General features: G+C 57.2%; 25 protein-coding genes. 8 read left to right on the top strand and 17 right to left on the bottom strand.

The genetic code is table 11. The annotated features are described in order from the left end of the window. Positions 1-77: 77 nt before the first annotated feature. The 7 genes from yidC (at position 78) to I5192_RS13735 (ending at position 6,292) form a co-directional block, all read left to right on the top strand. Positions 78-1,901 carry a membrane protein insertase YidC gene (gene yidC / locus I5192_RS13705; protein WP_223117084.1) on the top strand — a complete coding sequence of 608 codons (1,824 nt, stop codon included), beginning with the start codon at positions 78-80 and terminating at the stop codon, positions 1,899-1,901. Then, positions 1,898-2,635, top strand: coding sequence for an MOSC domain-containing protein (locus tag I5192_RS13710; protein ID WP_223117085.1), 738 nt, complete (start codon positions 1,898-1,900; stop codon positions 2,633-2,635). Before yidC ends, I5192_RS13710 begins: the two co-directional genes overlap by 4 nt. Next, a complete protein-coding gene (gene yihA, locus I5192_RS13715; protein ID WP_170392875.1) occupies positions 2,632-3,285 on the top strand; it encodes a ribosome biogenesis GTP-binding protein YihA/YsxC in 654 nt (217 codons plus the stop codon). The genes I5192_RS13710 and yihA overlap by 4 nt, the downstream gene beginning before the upstream one ends. A gap of 147 nt (positions 3,286-3,432) precedes the next feature. Continuing rightward, complete coding sequence (gene argB, locus I5192_RS13720; protein WP_170508738.1) at positions 3,433-4,296, top strand: acetylglutamate kinase; 864 nt, start codon at positions 3,433-3,435, stop codon at positions 4,294-4,296. Positions 4,297-4,353: 57 nt separating this feature from the next. Continuing rightward, entirely contained in the window at positions 4,354-5,145 is a 792-nt protein-coding gene (locus tag I5192_RS13725) for a sterol desaturase family protein (RefSeq protein ID WP_170508739.1), read from the top strand. Then, a complete protein-coding gene (locus I5192_RS13730) occupies positions 5,145-5,798 on the top strand; it encodes a ferredoxin (RefSeq protein WP_223117086.1) in 654 nt (217 codons plus the stop codon). The genes I5192_RS13725 and I5192_RS13730 overlap by 1 nt, the downstream gene beginning before the upstream one ends. After that, the gene (locus I5192_RS13735; RefSeq protein WP_223117087.1) at positions 5,795-6,292 is read left to right on the top strand and encodes a histidine phosphatase family protein; all 498 of its coding nucleotides are present in this window, start codon (positions 5,795-5,797) and stop codon (positions 6,290-6,292) included. Before I5192_RS13730 ends, I5192_RS13735 begins: the two co-directional genes overlap by 4 nt. A 47-nt stretch (positions 6,293-6,339) precedes the next feature. On the opposite strand, the gene I5192_RS13740 is transcribed toward I5192_RS13735, so the two are convergent. The 9 genes from I5192_RS13740 to I5192_RS13780 all read right to left on the bottom strand — a co-directional run bounded on the left by I5192_RS13740 (position 6,340) and on the right by I5192_RS13780 (position 16,350). Next, entirely contained in the window at positions 6,340-7,131 is a 792-nt protein-coding gene (locus I5192_RS13740) for an amino acid ABC transporter ATP-binding protein (protein WP_304621965.1), read from the bottom strand. Positions 7,132-7,143: 12 nt separating this feature from the next. Continuing rightward, positions 7,144-8,499 carry an amino acid ABC transporter permease gene (locus I5192_RS13745; RefSeq protein WP_170819032.1) on the bottom strand — a complete coding sequence of 452 codons (1,356 nt, stop codon included), beginning with the start codon at positions 8,497-8,499 and terminating at the stop codon, positions 7,144-7,146. A gap of 1 nt (position 8,500) precedes the next feature. After that, a complete protein-coding gene (locus I5192_RS13750; protein WP_170515915.1) occupies positions 8,501-9,769 on the bottom strand; it encodes an amino acid ABC transporter permease in 1,269 nt (422 codons plus the stop codon). A gap of 124 nt (positions 9,770-9,893) precedes the next feature. After that, a complete protein-coding gene (locus I5192_RS13755; RefSeq protein WP_170392882.1) occupies positions 9,894-10,913 on the bottom strand; it encodes an amino acid ABC transporter substrate-binding protein in 1,020 nt (339 codons plus the stop codon). A gap of 206 nt (positions 10,914-11,119) precedes the next feature. After that, positions 11,120-11,827: an ATP12 family chaperone protein gene (locus I5192_RS13760; protein ID WP_170515919.1), complete on the bottom strand. Its 708-nt coding sequence runs from the start codon at positions 11,825-11,827 to the stop codon at positions 11,120-11,122. A 4-nt stretch (positions 11,828-11,831) separates the two neighbouring features. Further along, positions 11,832-12,503 carry an HAD-IA family hydrolase gene (locus I5192_RS13765; RefSeq protein ID WP_170392884.1) on the bottom strand — a complete coding sequence of 224 codons (672 nt, stop codon included), beginning with the start codon at positions 12,501-12,503 and terminating at the stop codon, positions 11,832-11,834. Then, entirely contained in the window at positions 12,500-13,543 is a 1,044-nt protein-coding gene (locus I5192_RS13770) for an RluA family pseudouridine synthase (protein WP_170508752.1), read from the bottom strand. The genes I5192_RS13765 and I5192_RS13770 overlap by 4 nt, the downstream gene beginning before the upstream one ends. A 104-nt stretch (positions 13,544-13,647) precedes the next feature. Continuing rightward, complete coding sequence (locus tag I5192_RS13775; protein WP_223117088.1) at positions 13,648-14,961, bottom strand: replication-associated recombination protein A; 1,314 nt, start codon at positions 14,959-14,961, stop codon at positions 13,648-13,650. 3 nt (positions 14,962-14,964) lie between these two features. After that, a complete protein-coding gene (locus tag I5192_RS13780; RefSeq protein WP_223117089.1) occupies positions 14,965-16,350 on the bottom strand; it encodes a trypsin-like peptidase domain-containing protein in 1,386 nt (461 codons plus the stop codon). Between the two features lie 228 nt (positions 16,351-16,578). On the opposite strand from I5192_RS13780, the gene budA reads away from it, so the two are divergent. Continuing rightward, positions 16,579-17,367 carry an acetolactate decarboxylase gene (budA, locus tag I5192_RS13785; RefSeq protein WP_170663165.1) on the top strand — a complete coding sequence of 263 codons (789 nt, stop codon included), beginning with the start codon at positions 16,579-16,581 and terminating at the stop codon, positions 17,365-17,367. Positions 17,368-17,455: 88 nt separating this feature from the next. On the opposite strand, the gene rplQ is transcribed toward budA, so the two are convergent. The 8 genes from rplQ to rplO all read right to left on the bottom strand — a co-directional run bounded on the left by rplQ (position 17,456) and on the right by rplO (position 23,039). Continuing rightward, entirely contained in the window at positions 17,456-17,878 is a 423-nt protein-coding gene (gene rplQ, locus I5192_RS13790; protein WP_170392888.1) for a 50S ribosomal protein L17, read from the bottom strand. 118 nt (positions 17,879-17,996) lie between these two features. After that, complete coding sequence (locus tag I5192_RS13795; protein WP_010437127.1) at positions 17,997-19,013, bottom strand: DNA-directed RNA polymerase subunit alpha; 1,017 nt, start codon at positions 19,011-19,013, stop codon at positions 17,997-17,999. A gap of 114 nt (positions 19,014-19,127) precedes the next feature. Further along, positions 19,128-19,517 carry a 30S ribosomal protein S11 gene (rpsK, locus tag I5192_RS13800; RefSeq protein WP_008757289.1) on the bottom strand — a complete coding sequence of 130 codons (390 nt, stop codon included), beginning with the start codon at positions 19,515-19,517 and terminating at the stop codon, positions 19,128-19,130. Positions 19,518-19,532: 15 nt separating this feature from the next. Then, on the bottom strand, positions 19,533-19,901 hold the full coding sequence (gene rpsM / locus I5192_RS13805) for a 30S ribosomal protein S13 (protein WP_008757392.1): 369 nt from the start codon (positions 19,899-19,901) through the stop codon (positions 19,533-19,535). Between the two features lie 211 nt (positions 19,902-20,112). Further along, entirely contained in the window at positions 20,113-20,451 is a 339-nt protein-coding gene (locus tag I5192_RS13810) for a hypothetical protein (protein ID WP_223117090.1), read from the bottom strand. Next, entirely contained in the window at positions 20,451-21,095 is a 645-nt protein-coding gene (locus I5192_RS13815; RefSeq protein ID WP_170424551.1) for an adenylate kinase, read from the bottom strand. The genes I5192_RS13810 and I5192_RS13815 overlap by 1 nt, the downstream gene beginning before the upstream one ends. After that, positions 21,092-22,456, bottom strand: coding sequence for a preprotein translocase subunit SecY (gene secY / locus I5192_RS13820; RefSeq protein WP_170392890.1), 1,365 nt, complete (start codon positions 22,454-22,456; stop codon positions 21,092-21,094). The genes I5192_RS13815 and secY overlap by 4 nt, the downstream gene beginning before the upstream one ends. A 109-nt stretch (positions 22,457-22,565) precedes the next feature. Next, entirely contained in the window at positions 22,566-23,039 is a 474-nt protein-coding gene (gene rplO, locus I5192_RS13825) for a 50S ribosomal protein L15 (protein ID WP_170392891.1), read from the bottom strand. Between the last annotated feature and the right edge of the window lie 3 nt (positions 23,040-23,042).

Genomic DNA, 23,042 nt, shown 5'->3' on the forward strand with positions numbered 1-23,042 from the left:
CGATTCCGCTTGACCTTTGGGGCTGCACTCTGTTGAACCCACCGGGTGTGTTTCACTGCTCAAGGTGGCTGTCCCCGATGGACGATCAGAACAAAAATCTCATCCTTGCAACCGCGCTCAGCTTTCTGGTGATCCTTGTCTGGTTCGTGCTGTTCCCACCGCCGGAATCAACCACGACGCAGGACGCTGCAGAAATTGCAGCTCTGGAAGGCGACGAGGTGCAAACACCCAGCGCGACCAGCACCGTGGGTGAAGCCACAGCGACCGCCGAGGAAACACTGCCAGAGGAACAGGCCCCGCGCGTCAACATCGACACCCCCCGTCTGAAAGGCAGCCTGTCCCTGTCCGGCGGGCGGATCGATGAGCTGTTTCTGAAAGATTATAAAGTCTCGATCGAAGAAGGCGCGCCTATTGTTGAGCTGCTGTCTCCGGTTGGTTCGGAATCGGCTTATTATGCCCTTTACGGCTGGGCACCGGGTACAGGAGTTGCAGGTGCGGATGTCCCGGGCCCCAACACGCTCTGGACATTGGAAGAGGGTGAGACGCTTGGCGTAGACAGCCCCATCACGCTGGCCTGGGACAATGGCAATGGCCTGACTTTCCGCCGCACCATCGCGGTCGACCAGGATTACATGTTCACAGTTACCCAATCGCTTGAAAACGCGACCCAATCCGAGGTGGGCATGGCCCCCTATGGCATTCTTGCACGCCACGGTATTGGTGAAGATGGCGACCTTCCGGGCCTGAAAAACTTCTTCATCCTGCATGAGGGTGTGATCGGCATGGCTGACGGCACGCTGTCCGAAGTTGACTATGGTGATGTCCGCGATTTTGACATCGACCCGAACGAACGGGCGCAGGCCGAGGTCTATCAGGTCAAGGAAGATGGCTGGATCGGCTTCACGGATCACTACTGGATGACCACGCTGATCCCAGAGCCGGGCTCGACCTTCAAAGCAGCCGCAAAATATGACTCGCGCCGCAAAATCTATCAAACCGAAACGGTGCTGCCGACGCTGACCGTAGCGCCGGGTGAGACTGCCGAAGTGACCACACGCCTGTTCGCTGGTGCCAAGGAATGGGAAGCCATTCGGGAATACCAGGCGGAAGGCGTACAGAAATTCATCGACAGCATCGACTGGGGCTGGTTCTTCTTCCTGACCAAGCCGATCTTCTGGCTGCTGCACAACATCAATCTGCTGATCGGCAACATGGGCTGGTCCATCATCGGCCTGACCCTAATCATCAAGGCGATCCTGTTCCCGCTGGCGTTCAAATCCTACGTTTCGATGGCCAAGATGAAGGAACTGCAGCCCCAGATGGAGGCCTTGAAAGAGGCCGCAGGGGATGACCGCCAGAAGATGCAGCAAGGCATGATGGAGCTGTACAAGAAGGAAAAGGTTAACCCGGCCGCAGGCTGTTTGCCGATCCTGATGCAGATCCCCATCTTCTTCTCGCTGTACAAGGTGATTTTTGTCACCATCGAACTGCGTCAAGCCCCATGGTTTGGCCCGTTCCAGGACCTCAGCGCTCCGGATCCGACCTCAATCTTCAACTTCTTTGGCTGGCTGCCTTGGGCGGCACCGCAGCCTGAAAGCTTCATGGCGCTGATCTTTATCGGTATCCTGCCACTGCTGCTGGGTATCTCGATGTGGCTGCAGCAGAAACTGAACCCGGCACCGACCGATGCAACACAGGCGATGATCTTTGCCTGGATGCCATGGGTGTTTATGTTCATGCTGGGCGGATTTGCCAGCGGTTTGGTGGTCTACTGGATCGCGAACAACACGATCACATTTACCCAGCAATACCTGATAATGCGGAGCCAGGGCTATACGCCCGATGTATTCGGCAACATCAAATCAGGCTTCAAACGCACGCCAAAGACGGACGACAAATGAGCGGTTCGGTCACCAGCATTTGGCGGCACCCGATCAAAAGTCACGGGCGTGAACGCCTTGATCGCATTACCATGATCCCCGGGCATACCATGCCCGGGGATCGTGTTTGGGCGGTTGCACATGAGGCGTCGAAAGCGGATGGATCGGAATGGGCACCCTGCGCCAATTTCAGCCGAGGCGCGAAGGCCCCTCAGTTGATGGCAATCTCGGCGCAGCTGCAAGGCGACTCGGTCACGCTGAGCCATCCCAATCGCCCCGATCTAAGCTTTGAGCCCGACGTGCATCAGGATACCTTTCTGGACTGGGTCAAACCGCTGATGCCTGCAGATCGTGCTGCGTCTGCCCGCATTGTCCGCGCCGCTAATCGCGGCATGACGGACAGCGATTTTCCTTCGATCAGTTTGTGCAATATGTCGTCGCATCGGGCGGTCGAGCAGAAGCTAGGCAGGGATCTTTCTATCGCTCGCTGGCGCGGAAATATCTGGTTCGATGGCCTGCCGCTGTGGAATGAGTTCGACTGGATTGGCCGCGACATCCGGATCGGCGAGGCCGTTTTTCATGTGCGCGAACGCATCACGCGGTGTTTGGCGACAACCGCCAACCCTGAAACGGGTGAGCGGGATGCCGACACACTGGGTGCGCTGAGCAGCTGGGATCATCAGGATTTTGGCGTTTATGCCGAAGTTCTGGAAGGCGGCACCATTCACACCGGTGACGAGGTTCAGGTTCTATGACCACACTTCCCTTTCCACTAGCTGAAACTCCAGATGAATTCGCAACGGAAACCGGTCGAAAGCTGTTTGCCGGGCCATCCGAATTCGTCAAAGGCGTCGTTGCGATGGATGGCCTGCCTGCGCCCGATCGGTTGGAGGTATGTTTCGCCGGGCGTTCGAATGTCGGTAAATCCAGCTTGATCAACGCGCTAACGGGCACCAAGGGGTTAGCACGTGCCTCGAACACGCCGGGGCGTACACAAGAGATCAACTTTTTCACGCAAGGGCCTGAACTCTATTTGGTCGACCTGCCAGGGTACGGCTATGCGAACGCGCCGGTGAAGGTCGTGGAAAAATGGCAACGTCTGCTGAAACAGTATCTGAGTGGACGTCAGACCCTGCGCCGTGCCTTCGTCCTGATCGACTCGCGCCATGGGGTGAAACCTGTGGACGCCGAGATCATGAAGCTGCTGGATACCAGCGCAGTGACCTTTCAGTGCGTTCTGACAAAGGCCGACAAGGTCAAAGCAAAAGACCGGGAAAAAGTGCTGGACCAGGTGCGCGCCGCGCTTTCGAAACATCCTGCAGCCTTCCCCGAGATCGTGTTGACCTCATCCGAGAAGGGCGACGGCATTCCGACCCTGCGTTCGATCATTGCGCATCTGGAGTGACGCTGTTCAGCAATATACAAGTCATGAGCTAAGGAAACCGGGTCGCGCCCATCGGGTACGGCCCGTTCAGATTGGCTGTTTCCGCGATCCGGTCTTGGCACCATCCTCCAAACGCCCTAACACAGGGTCCCAGAGGGACAATCAGCCATGAAGACACGAGATATGAACCGGGATTGGATCGCCACCGCCGCCACATTGAACAGCGCCCTGCCCTATCTGCAGCGATACGACGGTGCGATTGTCGTCATCAAGCTAGGTGGCCACGCCATGGGCAGCGACGAAGCCATGGAAAGCTTTGCGCGCGATGTGGTGCTTATGCGTCAGGTTGGCGTAAACCCGGTCGTCGTGCACGGCGGTGGCCCAATGATCAATGCGATGCTCGACAAACTGGATATCCAGTCCGAGTTTGTGGGTGGTAAACGCGTGACGGACAAAGCCACAGTCGAAGTGGTCGAAATGGTCCTGTCGGGCCTTGTGAACAAGCGGATCGTGCAGGCGATCAATGCGCAGGGTGGCATGGCTGTGGGTCTGTCGGGCAAGGATGCCCATTTGATGATGTGCGAACAGACCGACGCCTCGCTCGGGTTTGTCGGCACACCGTCCGAGATGAACCCCAAAGTCCTGCATGACCTGTTTGCGCATGATGTTATCCCTGTGATCGCGCCGCTGGGCGCAGGTCGGAATGGCGAAACCTTCAATGTGAATGGCGACACTGCAGCCGGGGCGATCGCCTCAGCTCTTAAGGCAGACCGCCTGCTGCTGCTGACCGATGTAGCGGGCGTCAAGAACGCAGCGGGCGATGTCGTGACCGAGCTCAAGGCTGGCCAAATTCGTGAGATGACGCGTGAAGGCACTATTGCGGGTGGGATGATTCCAAAGACCGAAACTGCGCTGGACGCGCTGCATAATGGCGTTCGGGCGGTCGTTATTCTGGACGGGCGCGCGCCAAATGCGGTGTTGCTCGAACTGTTTACGGAACACGGTGCCGGATCCTTGATCCGTCCTGATTAACGCCATAGTGATCTTCAACATCTTGCACCGGGCATTAACATGCCCGATTGTGAATGTATGGAGAACGAGCCCCTATTTCGCCTAAGCGTGTTTTTGATCCTGTTTGTTGTGTTTGCGGCGGCAGAGACTATTGCGCCAAAACGCTTACGAACCTGTCCGCGAAAAAATCGGTGGCTAACCAATCTATCAATCACTGTTTTGAACACACTGATGCTCAGGACTATGGCGATTGGGTTGCCCTTATTGGCAGTTGGCGCTGCCATTGATGCCGGGAAAAATGGATTGGGCGTTTTTAATTGGCTCGCCTGGCCAGGGTGGGTTGAGCTTATTCTATGTGTGCTGATTCTGGACTTTGCAATCTGGCTACAGCATCTGATTACCCACAAGGTGCCAATCCTTTGGCGGCTACATCGTGTGCATCACGCCGACCGAGACATGGACGTCACTACTGCAGTCCGCTTTCACCCTGTTGAAATCGCGTTGTCCATGATCCTGAAAATCGGGCTAATCTATCTGCTCGGCGCCAGCGCCCTGGCTGTGATCCTGTTCGAGATCCTTCTTAATGGCACAGCGTTGTTCAATCATTCAAACTTGAAGCTCCCCCTTGCCGTTGACGCTGTTGTACGTAGGATTCTTGTGACACCCGATATGCATCGCGTACATCATTCGGTATTCCGAACAGAGCATGACAGCAATTATGGCTTTGCACTGTCTATCTGGGACCGAATGCTGGGGACTTACATTGCACAACCTCGGGACGGGCACGAACAAATGAGCGTGGGATTGGAATGGCAGGACGATCGACCAACAAAACTGGGCTGGAGCCTGGCTCTGCCCTTCCGCCGTTGATGACCTACGCCAATGTCGAACGAGCAGCCACTCAGGTTGGGCTGATAGTTATGGGTGCACTTCATCCAAGGCCCAGTGAAGCAAAGCAACTTAATGACGGAACCCTAATCCTTCTGGGGGCTGCGGGGGCATTCTGGCCTGCTCTGAAGGCCTCGGCTGAGTGGCAGGATGGCCAACCCGACCCGGTTGATCGCTGGTCCAGACGGGTGATCGGCCAGCTTGCGCGGGACATGAGGGGCACCGCCTACTATCCGTTCGGCGACCCACCATACGCACCCTTCATTGACTGGGCACTTAAGTCCGGTCGCACCTTCAGCAGTCCGGTCGGGGCCCTGGTGCACGATACGGTAGGGATGATGATGTCATTCCGTGGTGCGTTGCATTTTGCGGATGAGTTCTCAATTCCATCCGTTTCTCAATCGTCACCCTGCACAGAATGCCCCGCGCCATGTGCAACAACCTGTCCGGTTGGGGCATTGAACACCCACAGCTTCTATGACGTAGCAGCCTGTCATGATCATCTCGATACCAAGACGGGACACAGCTGCATGAATAAAGGCTGCCTTGCCCGGCTCGCCTGCCCTCTCAGCGCCGGCGCAGAGCGCCAGCCAGAGCAATCTGCGCATCACATGAAAGCATTTCACCGATCATGACCCGCACACTGATCCTAATGCGCCATGCCAAGTCCAGTTGGGGCGATCCCTTTGCCGAAGATCACGACCGCCCGTTGAACAATCGAGGACGCAAATCGGCTCCCGCGATTGGGGCGTGGCTGCAAAGCAATGACTGGCTACCGGATGACGTTATCTGCTCAAGCGCCAAACGCACCCGGGAAACGTGGGACAGGCTGGGGCTGAGCACCCCGGAAATCCGCTTTACCCCCGCCTTGTATCTGACAGGCCCCGATGAGATGTTCGCCGAATTGGCCACAGCCACCGGCAATACCGTACTAATGCTGGGGCATAATCCCGGCATCGCTGCATTTGCAAATCGGCTGGTACGCAACCAGCCCGATCATTCGAGATTCTACGACTATCCGACTTGTGCAACGACTGTAATCCGGTTCGATATCCCCGACTGGAATACACTCGAATGGCATCAGGGTGAGGTTCTGGGCTTCACGATCCCACGCGAGCTGCTGGAATAGAAAAAGGCGAGGTCGACACCCCGCCTTCTTGGTTTTCTGATCCGAATTTAGTGTCCCAGAATCTGGCTGAGGAACAACTTGGTCCGTTCGCTCTGCGGGTTGTTGAAGAACTCTTCCGGTTCGTTCTGCTCCACAATCTGACCGGCATCCATAAAGATCACGCGGTTGGCGACCTGGCGGGCAAAGCCCATCTCGTGGGTCACACACAGCATGGTCATGCCTTCCTCGGCCAGCTCGATCATGGTGTCGAGCACCTCTTTGATCATCTCAGGGTCCAGCGCCGAGGTTGGCTCATCGAACAACATGATCCGCGGCATCATGCACAGCGAGCGGGCAATCGCCACACGCTGCTGCTGACCACCCGATAGCTGACCGGGATACTTGTCGGCCTGCTCAGGGATCTTCACCTTTTCCAGGAAATGCATCGCGCGCTCTTCGGCCTCTTTCTTGGGCGTCTTGCGCACCCAGATCGGGGCCAGCGTGCAGTTTTCCAGAATGGTCAGGTGCGGGAACAGGTTGAAGTGCTGGAACACCATGCCAACCTCAGACCGGATCTTGTCGATGTTTTTCAGGTCATTCGACAGCTCGGTCCCATCCACAATGATCGTGCCCTGCTGGTGTTCCTCCAGCGCGTTCAGGCAGCGGATCAGGGTAGACTTGCCCGACCCCGACGGCCCCGCGATCACGATCCGCTCGCCTTGATTGACGGTCAGATTGATATCGCGCAGCACGTGGAAGGCCCCGTACCACTTGTTCATATTGGTGATTTCGATGGCGATTTCGTCGCTCACCTGCATTTTGGAGCGGTCGATTTCGCGTTCAATTGCAAGTTCAGACATGTGTTGAACTCCTTAACGGTGGCCAGTCTGAAGCTTGCGCTCCAGGTACATGGAATAACGGGACATGGAGAAGCAAACCACGAAGAACAGAACGCCGATAAAGGCAAACAGTTCCCAGTAGACGCCGTTCCAGGCGGTATCGGCGCGGATGCCGTTGGTCAGGCCAATCACGTCGAACAGACCGATGATCGAGACCAAAGTCGTATCCTTGAAGATACCGATGAACGTGCTCACGATGCCCGGGATCGAGATTTTCAGCGCCTGTGGCATGATGATCAGCCGCTGCGCCTGCCAGTAGTTCAGGCCCAGACTGTCTGCGCCTTCGTACTGACCACGCGGCAGGGCAGCCAGACCACCCCGGATCACCTCGGCCATATAGGCAGCCGAAAACAGGGTCATCATGATCATCACCCGCAGGATGATGTCAAAATTAGTGCCCGGCGGCAGGAACAGGTTCAGCAGCAGCGATGCCACGAACAGCAGCGTGATCAGTGGCACACCCCGGATGAACTCGATAAAGCCCACGCACAGGTATTTGACGATCATCAGATCGGACTGACGACCCAGCGCCAGCACGATACCGATAGGAAGCGAAACACCAATGGCCACGACACCCAACAGGATCGCTAGCATAAAGCCACCAAAGTCGCGGCTTTCCACCGGCGCGATACCGATCGGAATGATTGCATTGATTGCGTCAGCCACGGAACCGGCAGCAAACAGCCACCATAGTATGGGCAGCGCAATCGCAAGGATAATCGCGGCAAGAGACCCGGCAACCGGAAGCGCAAACTTGTACGCGAAATACCCGATGGCAAATCCAGCGGCGACCATGAGCGGCCCCCAGATCGACCCACCCCACATCAGCCAAGGCAGCAGGAACGGATAAGCCGCCGTTACAATCAACAGCTTACGCGGCACCTTGGTGAACAACACCGGCGCAATAGCAACCAACAACAGGATGAAGGTCAGGTTCGGTCGGAAATAGGCCGGCCAGCCGCCAGTTTCGGGCGGGTTAGACCACGTCGCGTCCGGATGGGCCGGATACGGCGGATAGAACCCATATAGCAGCTGTAGCCACCGGTCCTTGATCACACCCCAGCAGGCATGACCATGCGTATCGCCCCAGGTCGCCATCATGATCTCACGACATTCCGACAGCGAATTGGCGTTCCAAACGGATTCGAACGTCCAGGACAGGATGTTGGAGAGCACATAGTAGATGAAGACCAGCGAGACGATTGTCAGGATGGCGTTCAGCCAGCTTGAAAACAGGTTATGCTTGATCCAGCCCAGTACACCGACCTCGGAGGCGGGTGGTGCCTGTTCCGGCAACATTTCCGTGCGGACAAATGAAACATCACTCATATTACCGCTCCACCAGTTTGACACGGTTGTTGTACCAGTTCATCACCGCCGAAATGCTCAGCGAGATGGACAGGTAGACCAGCATCAGCAGCAGAACGCATTCCAGCTCGCGACCGGTCTGGTTCATGGTGATGCCACCCAGCGTACCCGTGATGTCCATATATCCGACCGCGATCGCCAGCGACGAGTTCTTGGTCAGGTTCAGATAGTTCGAGATCATTGGCGGGATGATCACCCGCAACGCCTGCGGCAAGATCACCAGACGCATGGTCCGGCCCGGGCGCAGGCCCAGTGCGGATGCGGCCTCGGTCTGACCCTTGGAAATGGCCAGAATACCGGCGCGCACGATCTCGGCGATGAATGCCGCAGTGTACAGCGACAGGGCCAGCCACAAGGCAATCAGCGAGTTACGAAGGTGGGTACCGCCGCTGAAGTTGAAGCCTTTCAGCTCAGGGTAGCCCAGGTGAAAACCCAGAACGCCCAGCAGGATGGCTGATGGCACGAACAAAAGGCCCAGTTGGATGTGCCAGATGGCCGGGCGATCGCCGGTCTTTTCTTGCGTTGAATTGGCCCAGGCCGAAACCTTACGCATCGCAAAGATGCTGCCGCCAAACACGATCAGGAAGGCGATCAGGTCAAGCGAAACATCAAAGCGCAGGCTTGATGTACCGAAAAGGTGGATATCGCCCAATCCGCGCGAGAACAGAAACTCGGGGATATAGACCCCGCGATTTGTGACCGCGACCGTGCCAAAAAGATCCATCGTGGCTTCTGGGTTTTCACCTCGGAAGGCGCGCGGTGCTGGCAGGCTTTCAATCAGGATCGCCATGGCGAACACGATCCAAAGCAGCACTGGAACGTTACGGAACATCTCGACATAGACTGTCATGATCCGCGCGATCAGCCAGTTATTCGACAGGCGCAAAACACCGACCATGACACCGATGATCGTTGCTGTGATACAGCCCAGAACTGCAACAACCAGAGTGTTTAGCAGGCCTATAAACGCTGCGCGCAGATGGGTATCGCGCGAGTCGTATTCCAGCAGGCGTTGGTTGATGTCATAGCTGGCCGGTTCGGCAAAAAAGTCGAACCCGACTGTTCTGCCCAGCGTTTCAAGGTTCTGAATGGTGTTGTTGATAATCCAGGCTGCCAGAAGCATGAAACCGATCATCGCTATGACCTGAATGGTCGCAGATCGGTACCGCGTATCATAAAGGAGCATGGACAGCCGGAAGTGCTCCTTCGGCGGGTCAGTGAGTGTCGTCATGACCTATGTATATCCCCGTGCATCCCGGATGTTGGCAGAGTTTGCCTCTGCTCAGATCGTTCCGGGCGTGTTTCTTATGGAAGGAAAAAGGGCGCGGGTTCCCCCGCGCCCTTTTCCGTGGATCTTAGCGGAAAGGCGGTGCGTACAGCAGGCCACCATCGGTCCACTGTGCGTTCAGGCCGCGTGCCAGACCGATCGGAGTTTCCTCCCCGATGTTCTTGGCAAACACTTCGCCGTAGTTACCGCCGACTTTGATCGCGCGCTGTGCCCAGTTCGCGTCCAGACCCAGCATCTCACCCAGCGTACCTTCGGTACCCAACAGGCGGTTTACCTCTGGGTTGTCGGTGGCGCCACTGGACATCTCGTCGATGTTCGCCGAGGTTACACCCAGCTCTTCCGCTGCGATCAGTGCGTTCAGGGTCCAGCGGACCACATCGCCCCACTCGTGATCGCCGTGACGGACCAGCGGGCCCAGCGGCTCTTTCGAGATGATTTCGGGCAGGATCACGTGGTCGCCTGCGTTTTCAAAGGTGGCGCGCGTAGCAGCCAGACCCGATGCGTCGGTAGTGTAAACGTCACAGGCACCAGCCAGATACTGCTGCTGCGCTTCGGCGTTGGTTTCGATCGGAACCGGCTCGTAGCTCATGTTGTTGATGCGGAAGAAATCCGCCAGGTTAAGCTCGGTGGTGGTGCCGGTCTGGATACAAACGGTTGCACCGTCCAGTTCCTTGGCCGAGCTGACGCCCAGTGCCTTGGGAACCATGAAACCCTGACCATCGTAGTAGTTGATGCCGACGAATTCGAACTTCAGGTCGACGTCGCGGCTGAAGGTCCACGTGGTGTTACGGGCCAGCATGTCAATCTCGCCCGAAGCCAGCGCGGTGAAACGTGTTTTACCGGTGGTCGGGATGAACTCAACGGCGCTTGGGTCGTCCAGAACGGCAGCGGCTACCGCGCGGCATACGGCCACGTCAAAACCCTGCCACTCACCATTGGCATCGGGGCTGGCAAAGCCGGGTACGCCGGTTGCAACGCCGCAGTTCAGCTTGCCGCGGGCTTTCACGTCGTCAACGGTACCCGCTGCAGCTGCGCCAGCAGCCAGGCCGGCAATGGTTGCCACGCCCAAAATTACGGATTTTTTCATTTTTACCTCTTCCTGATTTTCCATCCCTGAATGGAACGGTTCGATCCGGCGCATAGGCGCCAGAAAGGTTACCCAAAAGGTGTCTCCCCTTTAGTGGCCCGAGTTTGGGCGTATTCATCAACAAACGTCAAGGGCTGGATCAGGGAAAACGATAGGTCTTTTCTGCCAGAATCGGACACAAATTCACGATTTGACGAGAATCCGTCTCAGAACGAGAGGTCAAAGAACTGCTTTGCGTGCAGAAAGGCGGCCCGTTTCACTTCGGCGGCAGCATGCGCCTCATCGTCGTGGCCCCATTGTTCGATCTGCCAAAGCTCGTCCAGCCGAGAAATGCGCCATATCTCGTCCGGTTTGCGCCAATTCTGGGCTGCCGCAAAACCAAGAATCAATGACCCCGACAGGCTGACGAGGTCATGAAACGCCGCCAGCTGGAACGCATTCAGTCCATGCACCCGGTCACGCAGGCCTTGCAGCACCTCGGCAGCTTGCGGTTGATGCACCACCCCTGCACGCGGGATCAACCGCGCGCCCAGGGCGTCCGCAGCCCAATCCAATGCAGGATCCCAGGCCTCGGACTGCCGCTGCTGCAACGTTTCGGGATGGGTCGCCCGATAACACAGCAGATCCGAGTCGCCGTAATCGGCCAGCATATCGGCAACCTCACCATGCTGGTGCCGCACCTTGTCGATCGCCGCATTGGCCGAACGGGTGAATGGCATCGTGGTCGGATCGATTTTCTTTTCCTGCGCATCCCATTCCCGTGCAACGGCCTCGGCCATGGCACGCGTGGGCAGGTCCAGCGCAGCCTTGGCGGGCGTTTTGACCCGCCGACCATCCAGTTCAACCGTATAGCCCCCGTCGGTCTCAACGACCGTGCTTGTCGTCCAGAAGCGTTTGGGTTTCCAGTCGCTCATCTCATTAGCCCCAGATCTTGGCCAGTGCGCCTGGCAATTCTTCGAATGTTTCGATCACATGTGTCGCAGCCGTCAGTACCCGACGATCGTGATAACCCCAGCTGACACCGATCCCGGCAACCTGCGCGGCTGCGGCCATATCCATGTCAAAGCTGGTGTCGCCCACCATGACGGCTTGCGCAGCCGGCACGCCCGTTTCAGCCAAAGCTGTTTCTATCATCGACGGGTGCGGCTTGGACGGGTGGTGATCTGCAACCTGACGAGTAATGAAATGCTGCTGCAACCCATGCCCTTCAAGCAGCGCATCAAGCCCGCGCTGAGATTTGCCTGTGGCCACTCCCAAAAGAACCTCGGGTTGAGCGTGAAGAGCCTCAATCACTTGGCGCGCACCGGGATAAAGCGGCGAGCTTGCGGCGCCCTGCTCCAACCTTTGCGCGTGATAGGCCTGCTTATATCCGTCAACCAATGCGCTTTGTATCCGCTCGGACTGATCTGCTGCCAGACGCGCCATTGCATGGGGCAGAGATAAACCGACGATGGACAGGATGGCGTCACGATCCGGGACCGGCAGTGACTGCGCCTGAAAACAGGCGGTCATTGCCGAAACAATGGCACCCTGACTATCGACCAGAGTGCCATCCACATCAAACAGGACCAGCCGCAATGGAGCGTTCATCGCAACTCCTCAAACGGATCATCTGCAGCGAGGTCTTCGGTCCAGCCCAGCGTATCCCAGCTGTGTTTCATATGATCCGGTAAAGGCGCCGTAAGCGAGATGGGTTTGCGGGTCATCGGGTGTTCAAAGGACAGGCTGCGGGCGTGGAGATGCAGCTTTTTGCTGATGATACCTCCCAACTGCGCGCCCCAGCCATCGCCGAGGTTTTCCTGCCCCGAGCCGCCATATTTCCCATCGCCAATGATCGGGTGGCCGATCGCCGCCATATGTGCGCGCAGCTGATGGGTCCGCCCGGTCACCGGCTCCATCGCGACCCAGGCGGCTCGCCCTGCAACGCGATAGAGCGTTGCATAGAGCGTATGTGCGCGTTTTGCGCCGGGCGTATCGTTCACCTCGCTCGGATGAACAGCGATCATCTTCTCGCCTTCGCCATGCTTACCATGCCCCGGTGCCTTGACCAGCCCGGTCTTGATTTCGCCCAGGTACGGAGTTGGAACACCAGCTACCAGCGCCCAATAGATCTTTTGGGTGTTACGATGCCGGAACGCAGCGGTCAGCCCCTTGGCAGCCTCGCGCGTGCGGGCCAACAGCAGTACGCCCGAGGTGTCTTTGTCCAGCCGATGCACAAGGCGCGGGTTCTCGTCATACCCAAAGCGCAATGCCTCAGACAGGCTATCCACATGGCGGGTCTGACCACTGCCACCTTGAACCGGCAGCCCATGCGGCTTGTTCAGCGCCAGCACGTGATCGTCTTTATAAATCACGCAAGACTGGATCATCTTTGAGTCAGCGTCCGAAACACGATGCTTTACGACAGCGGGCTTATGGTCGGCGTCTGGCAGCGGCGGCACACGCACGGACTGCCCGACCTCTAGCCGCGTCGAGGCCTTGACCCGACCGCCATCTACGCGCAGTTCACCCTTGCGGCACATCTTCTCGATCCGGCCCTGGCTGACATGAGGAAACAGGCGGCGCAGCCAACGATCCAGCCGCTGGTCGCCATCGCCCTCTGCTACGGTGATCACCTGTACGCCGCTCATGCCATTGCCCCTTGTTCCGCACGGCTGATCCGCCCGGATTGTGCTTGTTTCAGTGCCTTAGAAATCATGCGCGTCTGTCGCGCGCATCGGGTGCAGAGTCAAGTCTAGCCCTGATTGCGTTGCGTTCTCAGCTTGGCGAAGTATTCCAGCCGTTTTTTCAGCTCGCGCTCAAAACCACGCTCTACCGGCTGATAGAGAACCGGGCGCTTCATATCATCCGGGAAATAGTTCTGACCCGAGAACCCATCTTCGGCATCGTGGTCATAGGCATACCCTGCACCATATCCCTGATCCTTCATCAGCGATGTCGGAGCGTTCAGGATATGTTTGGGTGGCGGTTCACTGCCCGATTGCTTGGCCAGCCGCATCGCCGCCTTATACCCCACATAGGCCCCGTTCGATTTCGGAGCGAGTGCCAGATACACCAACGCCTGCGCCAGCGCCAACTCGCCCTCGGGCGAGCCCAGCCGTTCATAGGTTTCCCAACTGTGCAGGCAGATCGATTGCGCCTGAGGATCGGCCAAACCGATATCTTCAACCGCCATCCGCGTGATCCTCCGCGCCAGATAGCGCGGGTCTTCGCCGCCGATCAGCATCCGCGCAAACCAATACAGCGCCGCGTCAGGGTCCGATCCGCGCACCGATTTGTGCAGGGCCGAGATCAGATTGTAATGCTCATCCCCCGATTTGTCGTATTTTGCGGCCCGTCGCATCAGGCGCGTCGACAATGCATCCGGATCCAGATCGGCGTCCACCTTCCAAGCAGCAACCTGTTCAATCAGGTTCAGTAGTGCGCGACCGTCGCCATCTGCCATCTCCTGCAGCGCTTCGCGGGCGGCAGACGTTAGCGGCAAGGCGCGGTCAAGCTCATTCTCGGCGCGTTGTGTCAAACGCTCAAGATCAGCAAGGCTAAGGCGTTCCAGAACCAGCACCTGAGACCGGCTGAGTACCGCCGCGTTCAACTCGAAGGAAGGGTTTTCGGTCGTCGCGCCAACCAGGAGGATCGTGCCGTCCTCCATATGCGGCAGAAACCCGTCCTGTTGCGCTTTGTTAAAACGATGGATTTCGTCAACAAATAACAAGGTGCCCTGCCCGTTCTGACGACGGATTTTAGCAGCCTCAAATACCTTCTTCAGATCCGGCACACCGGTAAAAATCGCGCTGATCTGCACGAAATGCAGATCGGTTTCCTGCGCCAGCAACCGGGCAATGGTTGTCTTTCCCACACCCGGCGGGCCCCAGAAGATCAGGCTGGACAGGCTACCTGACGCGAGCATCACCCCCAATGGCGCATCTAGTCCCAAAACCTGCTCTTGCCCGATCACCTCAGACAGGGATTGTGGGCGCAAGCGATCCGCAAGCGGCCTGTGCGGCGAAGCGGTTGGTTCCGCAGAACCGGTATCGAACAAATCACTCACGGATCACAACCGAAACCGCAATGAGATTAACCGGCTTCCCCGCTCAATCTCCATCTGTACCCGGCGACCCGGATCGGTCAGGGCCTGAATGATATCCTCCGGTGTCTCGGTTCTGGTTCCGTTGATACCTTTTACGACATCGCCCACACGCAATCCTGCGCGGCCGCCATAGCGGCTCGGATCAACCACCACGACGCCGGTCTGAGACAGCGACAAGCCAAGCTTTACGATCACTGCCGGATTTACACCCGAAACGATTAGACCTGGCATGACCGTATCCTCGTCCAGCGTAGTCTCATCCGCCGCAGGCGTTTCAGGCGGTTTGATCAGCGCCACTTCAATATCCGAGCGGTCTTCGCCCCGCAGCCGAGTCAGGACCGACTTTCCACCTACCCCGGCAACAGCCATGCGAAATTTCATCTCGGCCGGAGAATTCACCTCGTCTCCGTCGACATGAGTGACAACGTCACCGACCCGCAGACCCGCTTCTGCCAGCGGACTCAGTTCATGCAAGTCAGAAATCACCACACCGAGAGGGATGGCCATACCCAGAGACTCGGCTATGTCCGCGCTCATGTGTTGACCGGCCATTCCTGCCCAAGGACTTACGAAGCTTTCGTTTCCAGACTGCGCCTGCCGCAGGAATTCGGCTACCAAATTGGCCGGAATGGCAAAGCCGATACCGTTCGACCCGCCCGAGCGGGTCAGGATTGAAGTATTGATACCAATCAGATCACCATTCACATCGATCAGCGCGCCACCGGAATTGCCCGGGTTTATCGCCGCATCGGTTTGAATGAAATACCCTCGTGCGTTTCCGGTTGCGGTTCCTGTGCGCGCCAGCCCTGAAATAATACCTGACGAAACAGTTTGGCCAACGCCGAAGGGGTTGCCAATCGCCAGCGTCAGCTCTCCTACTTCAACCTGATCGGAATCGCGCATCTGCAGGAAAGGCAGATCGTTTGCCTCTTCCAACCGCAAGATTGCAATGTCGCTTTCTTTGTCACCCAGAACGACTTCGGCAGTGAATTCACGACGGTCGGTAGTCACGACCTGAATTTCCGATGCCATCCCCACAACGTGGTAGTTTGACACCACATACCCATCACCAGTGAGGATCACGCCAGAGCCGAGCGAATTCTGCACACGGGGGCGTGACGTCCCAAATCCACGGCCAAAGAAGTCCTGAAAGAACGGGTCAGAAAATAGCGGATTTGCCCGCCCTTCGCGCACAATCTTGGCGTAGATGTTCACAACCGCCGGGGCAGCCTGCTTTACGACAGGGGCGAACCCGAGGCTGATTTCGGTCTGGCTTTTTGGTACCTGCGTCTCTGCGGCTGCCGGTAATGCACCCATCAGCAATACTAGGGAACACAATAGTCTTAGCATCATCGGCCCTCCGGCAATATCGCCAACCGGATATGCGGGGCCGATGCAAAGATTGCAAGCTACATAACCCGCTGCCTTCGACAATGCTGAGGACCTACCGTTTTCTTTTGAGCTATTCGTACAAATACCCAGCTTCAGAATTATGGCTTCGCAAAGCGTTGCAAAAGTTTCACAGGGAGTTGTGTTATGTGTTGGACTTGGCGCTGAATCCAATCAGAGGGAACGACCATGCACAAAGACCGGGAATTGACCTTTGCAACGGCCCTTGCCTCTCATCATCGAAATAAGAGCTTTGTGCGGGAAGAGCACGCCCACGAGTATTACCAGGCCTCACTACTGAGTGCCGTCATGCAGGGGGTCTATGATGGGACTGTTTCCATCGGTCAGCTGCTGGAACACGGAGATTTCGGTCTCGGTACCTTCAACGCCCTGGACGGAGAAATGGTGGTGCTGGATGGTGTCGCTTATCGCCTGGATGGGGAAGGCAAAGCGACAATTGCGGATAACGGCGCGCTGACACCATACGCAGCCGTCATTGACTTTGAACCGACGATTTCGCTTGCGTTGGATTCTCCTGTTAACAAATCCGGTTTCGAGGAGGGTTTGGATGACATGGCCGATGCAAAGAACTTGTTTTATGCGGTTCGTTTCACCGGATTGATCAAACACATTAGGTATCGAAACGTTTTGAAACAGGAACGGCCATACAAACCTTTGCTGGAAGTGGTCAAAACGCAGGCCGAGTTTGAATTGGAAAACGTGGAGGGAACTATTCTCGGGTTCCGCTGCCCTGACTACGCAGTCGGGATCGGCGTACCGGGTTACCACTTGCATTTCATCTCTGACGACCGGACCACCGGTGGGCACGTACTTGATTACACATTGACCCGGGGAAAGATCGAAATCGATCACACGTCGTCTCTTCATCTGGAACTGCCAGAGACAGAGGATTTCTCTGACGCCAATTTGTCCGCGGGAGCGTCGGCGGATGGTATTCTGAAAGCCGAAAGCAATTAAATTTAGGCCGACTTGAATTTTCACACAGAGCAAAAAGAAAACCCCCGCGTCTGCGACGCGGGGGCTGAAACTCAGATATAGCCAAGGCTTATTCTTCGTCTGCGGCCTCTTCGGCGGCAACACGAGCTTTGTCGGCCGCGCCTTTGGCGTCGATGTCGCGGTCAACGAATTCGATGATCGCCATCGGAGCCATGTCGCCATAGCGGAAGCCTGCTTTTAGGATACGGACATAACCGCCCTGACGCTCGGCGTAACGAGGGCCCAGAACTTCGAACAGCTTGGCGACGTCTTTGTCTTCTTTCAGCTGTGCTGCGGCCTGACGGCGGGCGTGCAGGTCGCCGCGCTTGCCCAGAGTGATCAGTTTTTCAACGATCGGGCGCAGTTCTTTTGCCTTGGGCAGAGTTGTTTTGATTTGCTCATGCTCGATGAGCGAGCCAGCCATGTTTGCAAACAGAGCTTTGCGGTGCTCATGAGTACGGTTCAGGCGGCGATAACCACGTGCGTGACGCATTTTCTAGTTCCTTCTTTCGCGTTTTGCTTTGTCTGGCCGGCGATGCGTGTCACCGGCTCTCCTTGGGGCGGAAGTGCCCATATGGTCCCCGGCAGCCCGGGCATTTGTGAAGACGCGCTTAGAACGCGTCTTCGAATTTCTTGGCCAGATCTTCGATGTTGTCAGGCGGCCAGTCCTCGACATCCATGCCGAGGTGCAGACCCATGCCGGACAGCACTTCCTTGATCTCGTTCAGCGACTTGCGGCCGAAGTTCGGAGTGCGCAGCATCTCGGCTTCGGTCTTCTGAATCAGATCGCCGATGTAAACGATGTTGTCGTTCTTCAGGCAGTTTGCCGAACGGACCGACAGTTCCAGCTCGTCCACTTTCTTCAGCAGCAGCGGGTTGAACTCCAGACCATCGTCTTCGTCCTGGCGGCCAGCCGATTCTGGCTCATCGAAGTTGACGAAGATCGACAGCTGATCCTGCAAGATGCGAGCAGCAAAGGCCAGCGCATCCTCGGGCGTGATCGAACCGTCGGTGTCGATTTTCAGGGTCAGCTTGTCATAGTCCAGAACCTGACCTTCACGGGTCGGCTGAACGTCATAGGCAACCTTTTTGACCGGCGAATAGATCGCGTCGATCGGGATCAGGCCAATGGGTGCGTCTTCGGGCTTGTTCTTCTCAGCCGAGACGTAACCTTTGCCGGTGTTGACGGTCAGTTCCATGAACAGGTCCGCGCCATCGTCCAGGTGGCAGATGACGTGATCGCGGTTCAGAACCTCGATGCCAGCGCTTTCGCTGATGTCGCCAGCGGTGACAACTGCGGGGCCTTTGGCATTGATCGACAGGCGCTTGGGGCCTTCGACTTCCATGCGCAGCGAAACGCCTTTGAGGTTCAGGATGATGTCGGTGACGTCTTCACGTACGCCCGCGACCGAGGAGAACTCGTGCAGTACGTTATCGATCTGAACGCTGGTGATGGCCGCGCCTTGCAGCGAGCTCATCAGAACGCGGCGCAGCGCGTTACCCAGGGTCAGACCAAAGCCACGCTCCAGCGGCTCGGCAACCAGGGTTGCCTGACGTGCAGGGTCGTTGCCCGGCTTGCCGTCAAGCTGGGTCGGCTTGATCAATTCTGCCCAATTCTTATGGATCATGTAATCCCTCCATTCCTGTCCGCGCCCCATGACCAACAAGGTGCAGACGCCCGAGGTTCAAAATGACGTGCTGGGGCCGTGCAAAAACACAGCCCCAGCTTAATTCAAAATCGCTTAGACGCGACGACGCTTCGGCGGACGGCAGCCGTTGTGAGCGATCGGGGTCACGTCGCGGATCGACGTGATGTTGAAGCCCACTGCAGCCAGCGCACGCAGAGCCGATTCACGACCCGAACCGGGGCCCTGAACTTCGACTTCCAGCGTCTTGACGCCATGTTCCTGCGCCTTTTTGCCTGCATCTTCTGCAGCCATCTGAGCGGCGTAGGGGGTCGATTTCCGCGATCCCTTGAAGCCCATGGTACCGGCAGACGACCACGAGATGGCGTTGCCCTGTACGTCCGAGATCAGGATCTTGGTGTTGTTGAAGGTCGAGTTCACATGGGCAACGCCCGATGCGATGTTCTTACGCTCTTTGCGCTTAACGCGAGTCTTATCACGTGCCATCGGTCAGACCCTCCCTTATTTCTTCTTACCGGCAATGGCCTTTGCGGGGCCTTTGCGGGTACGAGCATTGGTGTGGGTACGCTGACCGCGAACCGGCAGGTTGCGGCGGTGACGCAGACCGCGATAGCAGCCCAGGTCCATCAGGCGCTTGACGTTCATCTGAACTTCACGACGCAGGTCACCTTCGACGGTGAAGTTTGCATCGATGTGCTCGCGGATGGCCAGAACTTCGGCGTCGGACAGTTCATTGACGCGACGGTGCGCTTCGATGCCTACGGCTTCGCAGATCGCTTTGGCCGAGGTGTTTCCGATACCGGTGATATATGTGAGGGCGATTGGTACCCGCTTTGCAGTCGGGATGTTTACGCCGGCAATACGTGCCACGTGTCACTTTCCTTTTTGTTGCGGTTCCGTAACTCCGGAACCTTTTTTCACAACACTTGACCGTGGCAGTGACGCCAGAGGGTCCAGTATTATTCGAGGTGGTCGGGGCAATTGGGACGAATCCCGCATGCGGTCTTGATTCCCTTTAGGGATGGGGGTGCGTAGAGACTTTTAAGAGGATCGTCAAGCCATACAAAGTGAGGTTGGAATTTCATTCCCTCACCACATCGACCCGATGCGACATATCGTGGCAAATCCGGAGGCCTTGATCCGAAAATTTACACTGTATCTCTTCACGCTCTGCACTGAGTTTCCCTCCAAAAAATCTAAAAGCAAGGAATGGAAGAGAAAATAAGATGGCAACCGATATTGTCGATTTGAGCGGTGGAAAGAAACCGAGTATCGGACCAAACATAAAGATAGCCGTAAACACACAAATAGCAGGCAAGGTTCGTTGCCTGAACGTAGTGCTTTCCGCCTTTATAAGCTCTCCATATCTTTCGAATGCTTCTTCAAGATCTTCAGGAACCGGAACAGTCGTCGACTGCATCACCCCAAAACAGCTTCAATCGACGCCGTAACTTCCTTGATATCCGCCAGCCCGTTCACCGGACGCAGATCGCCTTTGGCGTAGTAGTAACCAATCAGCGGAGAGGTCTTTTTATAGTATTCCATCAACCGCGTGCGCAGGCTGTCTTCGTTGTCGTCGGCGCGACGGACAAAGTCATTTTCCTTGCCGCAATTGGTGCATTTGCCATCCGCAGGAATCGGCTTGGTGTTGTCGTTATAGACCTCACCACATCCGCCGCAGGTTGACCGCGCCGTGATCCGGTCCACCAGCGCGTCATCGTCCACACGCATCTCGATCACCGTATGCAGCGACTGGCCCAGCTTGGTCAGCAGAGCCGACAACGCGTCGGCCTGCGCCAGCGTCCGGGGGAAGCCGTCAAAGATGAAACCGGCGCCTTTTTCGGTGGTCAGTTTCTCTTCGATCAAGCCGATCACGATCTCATCGGTGACCAGCTTGCCCGCGTCCATGATCGCAGCAACCTTCTGGCCCATTTCCGTGCCCGAGGTTTTCGCCTCGCGCAGCATGTCTCCGGTGCTGAGTTGCACCATACCGCGGGTTTCAACCAGGTGACGCGCCTGCGTTCCTTTGCCTGCCCCCGGGGGGCCGAGAAGAATGATGTTCATCGACGAGCAGCTCCCTTTCTGCCGCGTTTCTTGCCTTTGCCGCGCAGCTGGGACTTTTCAATCAGCCCTTCGTATTGATGCGCCAGTAGATGGCTCTGGACCTGTTGGATCGTGTCCATGGTCACGGAAACGATAATCAGAACCGAGGTGCCGCCGAAATAGAACGGGATGGCAAACTGGCCCCGCAGGATTTCAGGCAGCAGACAAACGGCCGCCAGATAGGCCGAACCCAGCACCAGCACGCGGTTGACCACGTATTCCAGATACTCGGCGGTTTTCTTGCCCGGACGGATACCCGGTACAAAACCGTTCTGCTTTTTCAGGTTGTCCGCCACATCGTCCGGCTTGAACGACACGTTGAACGTGTAGAAATAGGCGAAGAACACGATCATCGACGCGAAGAACAGCAGATAAAGCGGCTGTCCGGGGCCGAAGTTGGCCAGCAGCCACGACATCACCGGGCCATTTGTGGCGCCCGACGAGAAGGTCGAGATCGTTACCGGCAGCAACAGCAGCGAGCTTGCAAAGATCGCAGGGATCACACCCGCCGGGTTCACTTTGACCGGCAGGTGGCTGGAGCCGCCTTCGTAGACTTTCATACCAGCCTGACGGCGCGGGTATTGGATATGGATCTTGCGCAGGGCCCGCTCCATGAACACCACAAAGGTGATCACGGCGATGACCATGATGATCACACCCACGATCACGGCGGGGCTGATCGCACCGCTGCGGCCCGAAGCGAAGAACTGCGCCAGAGCTGCGGGAACCTCGGCGATGATGCCGACGAAGATGATCAGAGAGATACCGTTGCCGATGCCGCGTGCGGTGATCTGCTCGCCCAGCCACATCAGGAACATGGTGCCGCCGACCAAAGTGATCATGGTCGACATACGGAAGAACATGCCCGGATCGGTCGCAAGATCGCCCGATTCCAACGAAACCGCCAGACCATAAGCCTGAACGGTGGCCAGAGCCACGGTACCGAAACGGGTGTATTGGTTGATCTTCTTGCGCCCTTGCTCGCCCTCTTTCTTGAGTTGCTCAAGCGCGGGAACCATCGAGGTCAGCAGCTGCACGATGATCGAGGCCGAGATATAGGGCATGATGCCGAGGGCAAAAATACCCATCCGCCCCAGCGCCCCGCCGGTGAACATCGAAACCATGCCGCCGATGCCCTGCCCCGCTTGCTCCATGAACTCACGCAGCGCTTGCCCGTCGATCCCCGGCACCGGGATAAAGGTGCCCAGACGATAGACGATCAGCAAACCCAATGTGAACAGGATGCGGTTGCGCAGATCGGTGGCTTTGCCAAGAGCAGCCCAGCTTGTGTTGGCTGCCATTTGTTCTGCTGCTGATACCATAAATCGGTCTCTCTTATGTAAACGCCGCCCGGAACCGTTTTCCGGCTCGGGCGGCGTCTGGGAAAACTTAGTGCTCTATGTAAGCGCGTCTTTGCCCGCTCACAAGCGCTTACTCTGCCGCAGCAGCTTTTGTGACCTGAAGTGAACCGCCCGCTTTTTCAACTGCTTCAACCGCAGCTTTCGAAGCGCCGGTGACTTCCAGGTTCAGCTTGGCGGTGATTTCACCTTTGGCCAGAACGCGGACACCGTCCAGCTTGCGGCGGACCAGACCGGATGCAACCAGCGCATCCTCGGTGATCGCAGCCTTGGCGTCCAGCTTGCCGGCGTCGACGAACTTCTGGATCAGGCCCAGATTGATAACCGCGAATTCCTTGCGGTTCGGCTTGTTAAAGCCACGCTTAGGCAGACGTTGGTACAGCGGCATCTGGCCGCCTTCATAGCCATTGATGGCCACACCCGAACGGGATTTCTGGCCTTTGATACCACGGCCACCCATTTTACCTTTGCCGGAACCGGGACCACGGCCAACGCGGGTGCGTTTCGGGCTAGCGCCAGGATTGTCGCGCAATTCATGCAGTTTCATATC

It is taken from the genome of Ruegeria sp. SCSIO 43209, from assembly GCF_019904295.1.
Lineage (GTDB): Bacteria > Pseudomonadota > Alphaproteobacteria > Rhodobacterales > Rhodobacteraceae > Ruegeria.

Excerpts from the sequence above, each read along its gene's own strand:
- yidC (WP_223117084.1), top strand. The coding sequence starts at position 78 with ATGGACGATCAGAACAAAAATCTCATCCTTGCAACCGCGCTCAGCTTT.
- I5192_RS13710 (WP_223117085.1), top strand. The coding sequence starts at position 1,898 with ATGAGCGGTTCGGTCACCAGCATTTGGCGGCACCCGATCAAAAGTCAC.
- yihA (WP_170392875.1), top strand. The coding sequence starts at position 2,632 with ATGACCACACTTCCCTTTCCACTAGCTGAAACTCCAGATGAATTCGCA.
- argB (WP_170508738.1), top strand. The coding sequence starts at position 3,433 with ATGAAGACACGAGATATGAACCGGGATTGGATCGCCACCGCCGCCACA.
- I5192_RS13725 (WP_170508739.1), top strand. The coding sequence starts at position 4,354 with ATGGAGAACGAGCCCCTATTTCGCCTAAGCGTGTTTTTGATCCTGTTT.
- I5192_RS13730 (WP_223117086.1), top strand. The coding sequence starts at position 5,145 with ATGACCTACGCCAATGTCGAACGAGCAGCCACTCAGGTTGGGCTGATA.
- I5192_RS13735 (WP_223117087.1), top strand. The coding sequence starts at position 5,795 with ATGACCCGCACACTGATCCTAATGCGCCATGCCAAGTCCAGTTGGGGC.
- I5192_RS13740 (WP_304621965.1), bottom strand. The coding sequence starts at position 7,131 with ATGTCTGAACTTGCAATTGAACGCGAAATCGACCGCTCCAAAATGCAG.
- I5192_RS13745 (WP_170819032.1), bottom strand. The coding sequence starts at position 8,499 with ATGAGTGATGTTTCATTTGTCCGCACGGAAATGTTGCCGGAACAGGCA.
- I5192_RS13750 (WP_170515915.1), bottom strand. The coding sequence starts at position 9,769 with ATGACGACACTCACTGACCCGCCGAAGGAGCACTTCCGGCTGTCCATG.
- I5192_RS13755 (WP_170392882.1), bottom strand. The coding sequence starts at position 10,913 with ATGAAAAAATCCGTAATTTTGGGCGTGGCAACCATTGCCGGCCTGGCT.
- I5192_RS13760 (WP_170515919.1), bottom strand. The coding sequence starts at position 11,827 with ATGAGCGACTGGAAACCCAAACGCTTCTGGACGACAAGCACGGTCGTT.
- I5192_RS13765 (WP_170392884.1), bottom strand. The coding sequence starts at position 12,503 with ATGAACGCTCCATTGCGGCTGGTCCTGTTTGATGTGGATGGCACTCTG.
- I5192_RS13770 (WP_170508752.1), bottom strand. The coding sequence starts at position 13,543 with ATGAGCGGCGTACAGGTGATCACCGTAGCAGAGGGCGATGGCGACCAG.
- I5192_RS13780 (WP_223117089.1), bottom strand. The coding sequence starts at position 16,350 with ATGCTAAGACTATTGTGTTCCCTAGTATTGCTGATGGGTGCATTACCG.
- budA (WP_170663165.1), top strand. The coding sequence starts at position 16,579 with ATGCACAAAGACCGGGAATTGACCTTTGCAACGGCCCTTGCCTCTCAT.
- rplQ (WP_170392888.1), bottom strand. The coding sequence starts at position 17,878 with ATGCGTCACGCACGTGGTTATCGCCGCCTGAACCGTACTCATGAGCAC.
- I5192_RS13795 (WP_010437127.1), bottom strand. The coding sequence starts at position 19,013 with ATGATCCATAAGAATTGGGCAGAATTGATCAAGCCGACCCAGCTTGAC.
- rpsK (WP_008757289.1), bottom strand. The coding sequence starts at position 19,517 with ATGGCACGTGATAAGACTCGCGTTAAGCGCAAAGAGCGTAAGAACATC.
- I5192_RS13810 (WP_223117090.1), bottom strand. The coding sequence starts at position 20,451 with ATGCAGTCGACGACTGTTCCGGTTCCTGAAGATCTTGAAGAAGCATTC.
- I5192_RS13815 (WP_170424551.1), bottom strand. The coding sequence starts at position 21,095 with ATGAACATCATTCTTCTCGGCCCCCCGGGGGCAGGCAAAGGAACGCAG.
- secY (WP_170392890.1), bottom strand. The coding sequence starts at position 22,456 with ATGGTATCAGCAGCAGAACAAATGGCAGCCAACACAAGCTGGGCTGCT.
- rplO (WP_170392891.1), bottom strand. The coding sequence starts at position 23,039 with ATGAAACTGCATGAATTGCGCGACAATCCTGGCGCTAGCCCGAAACGC.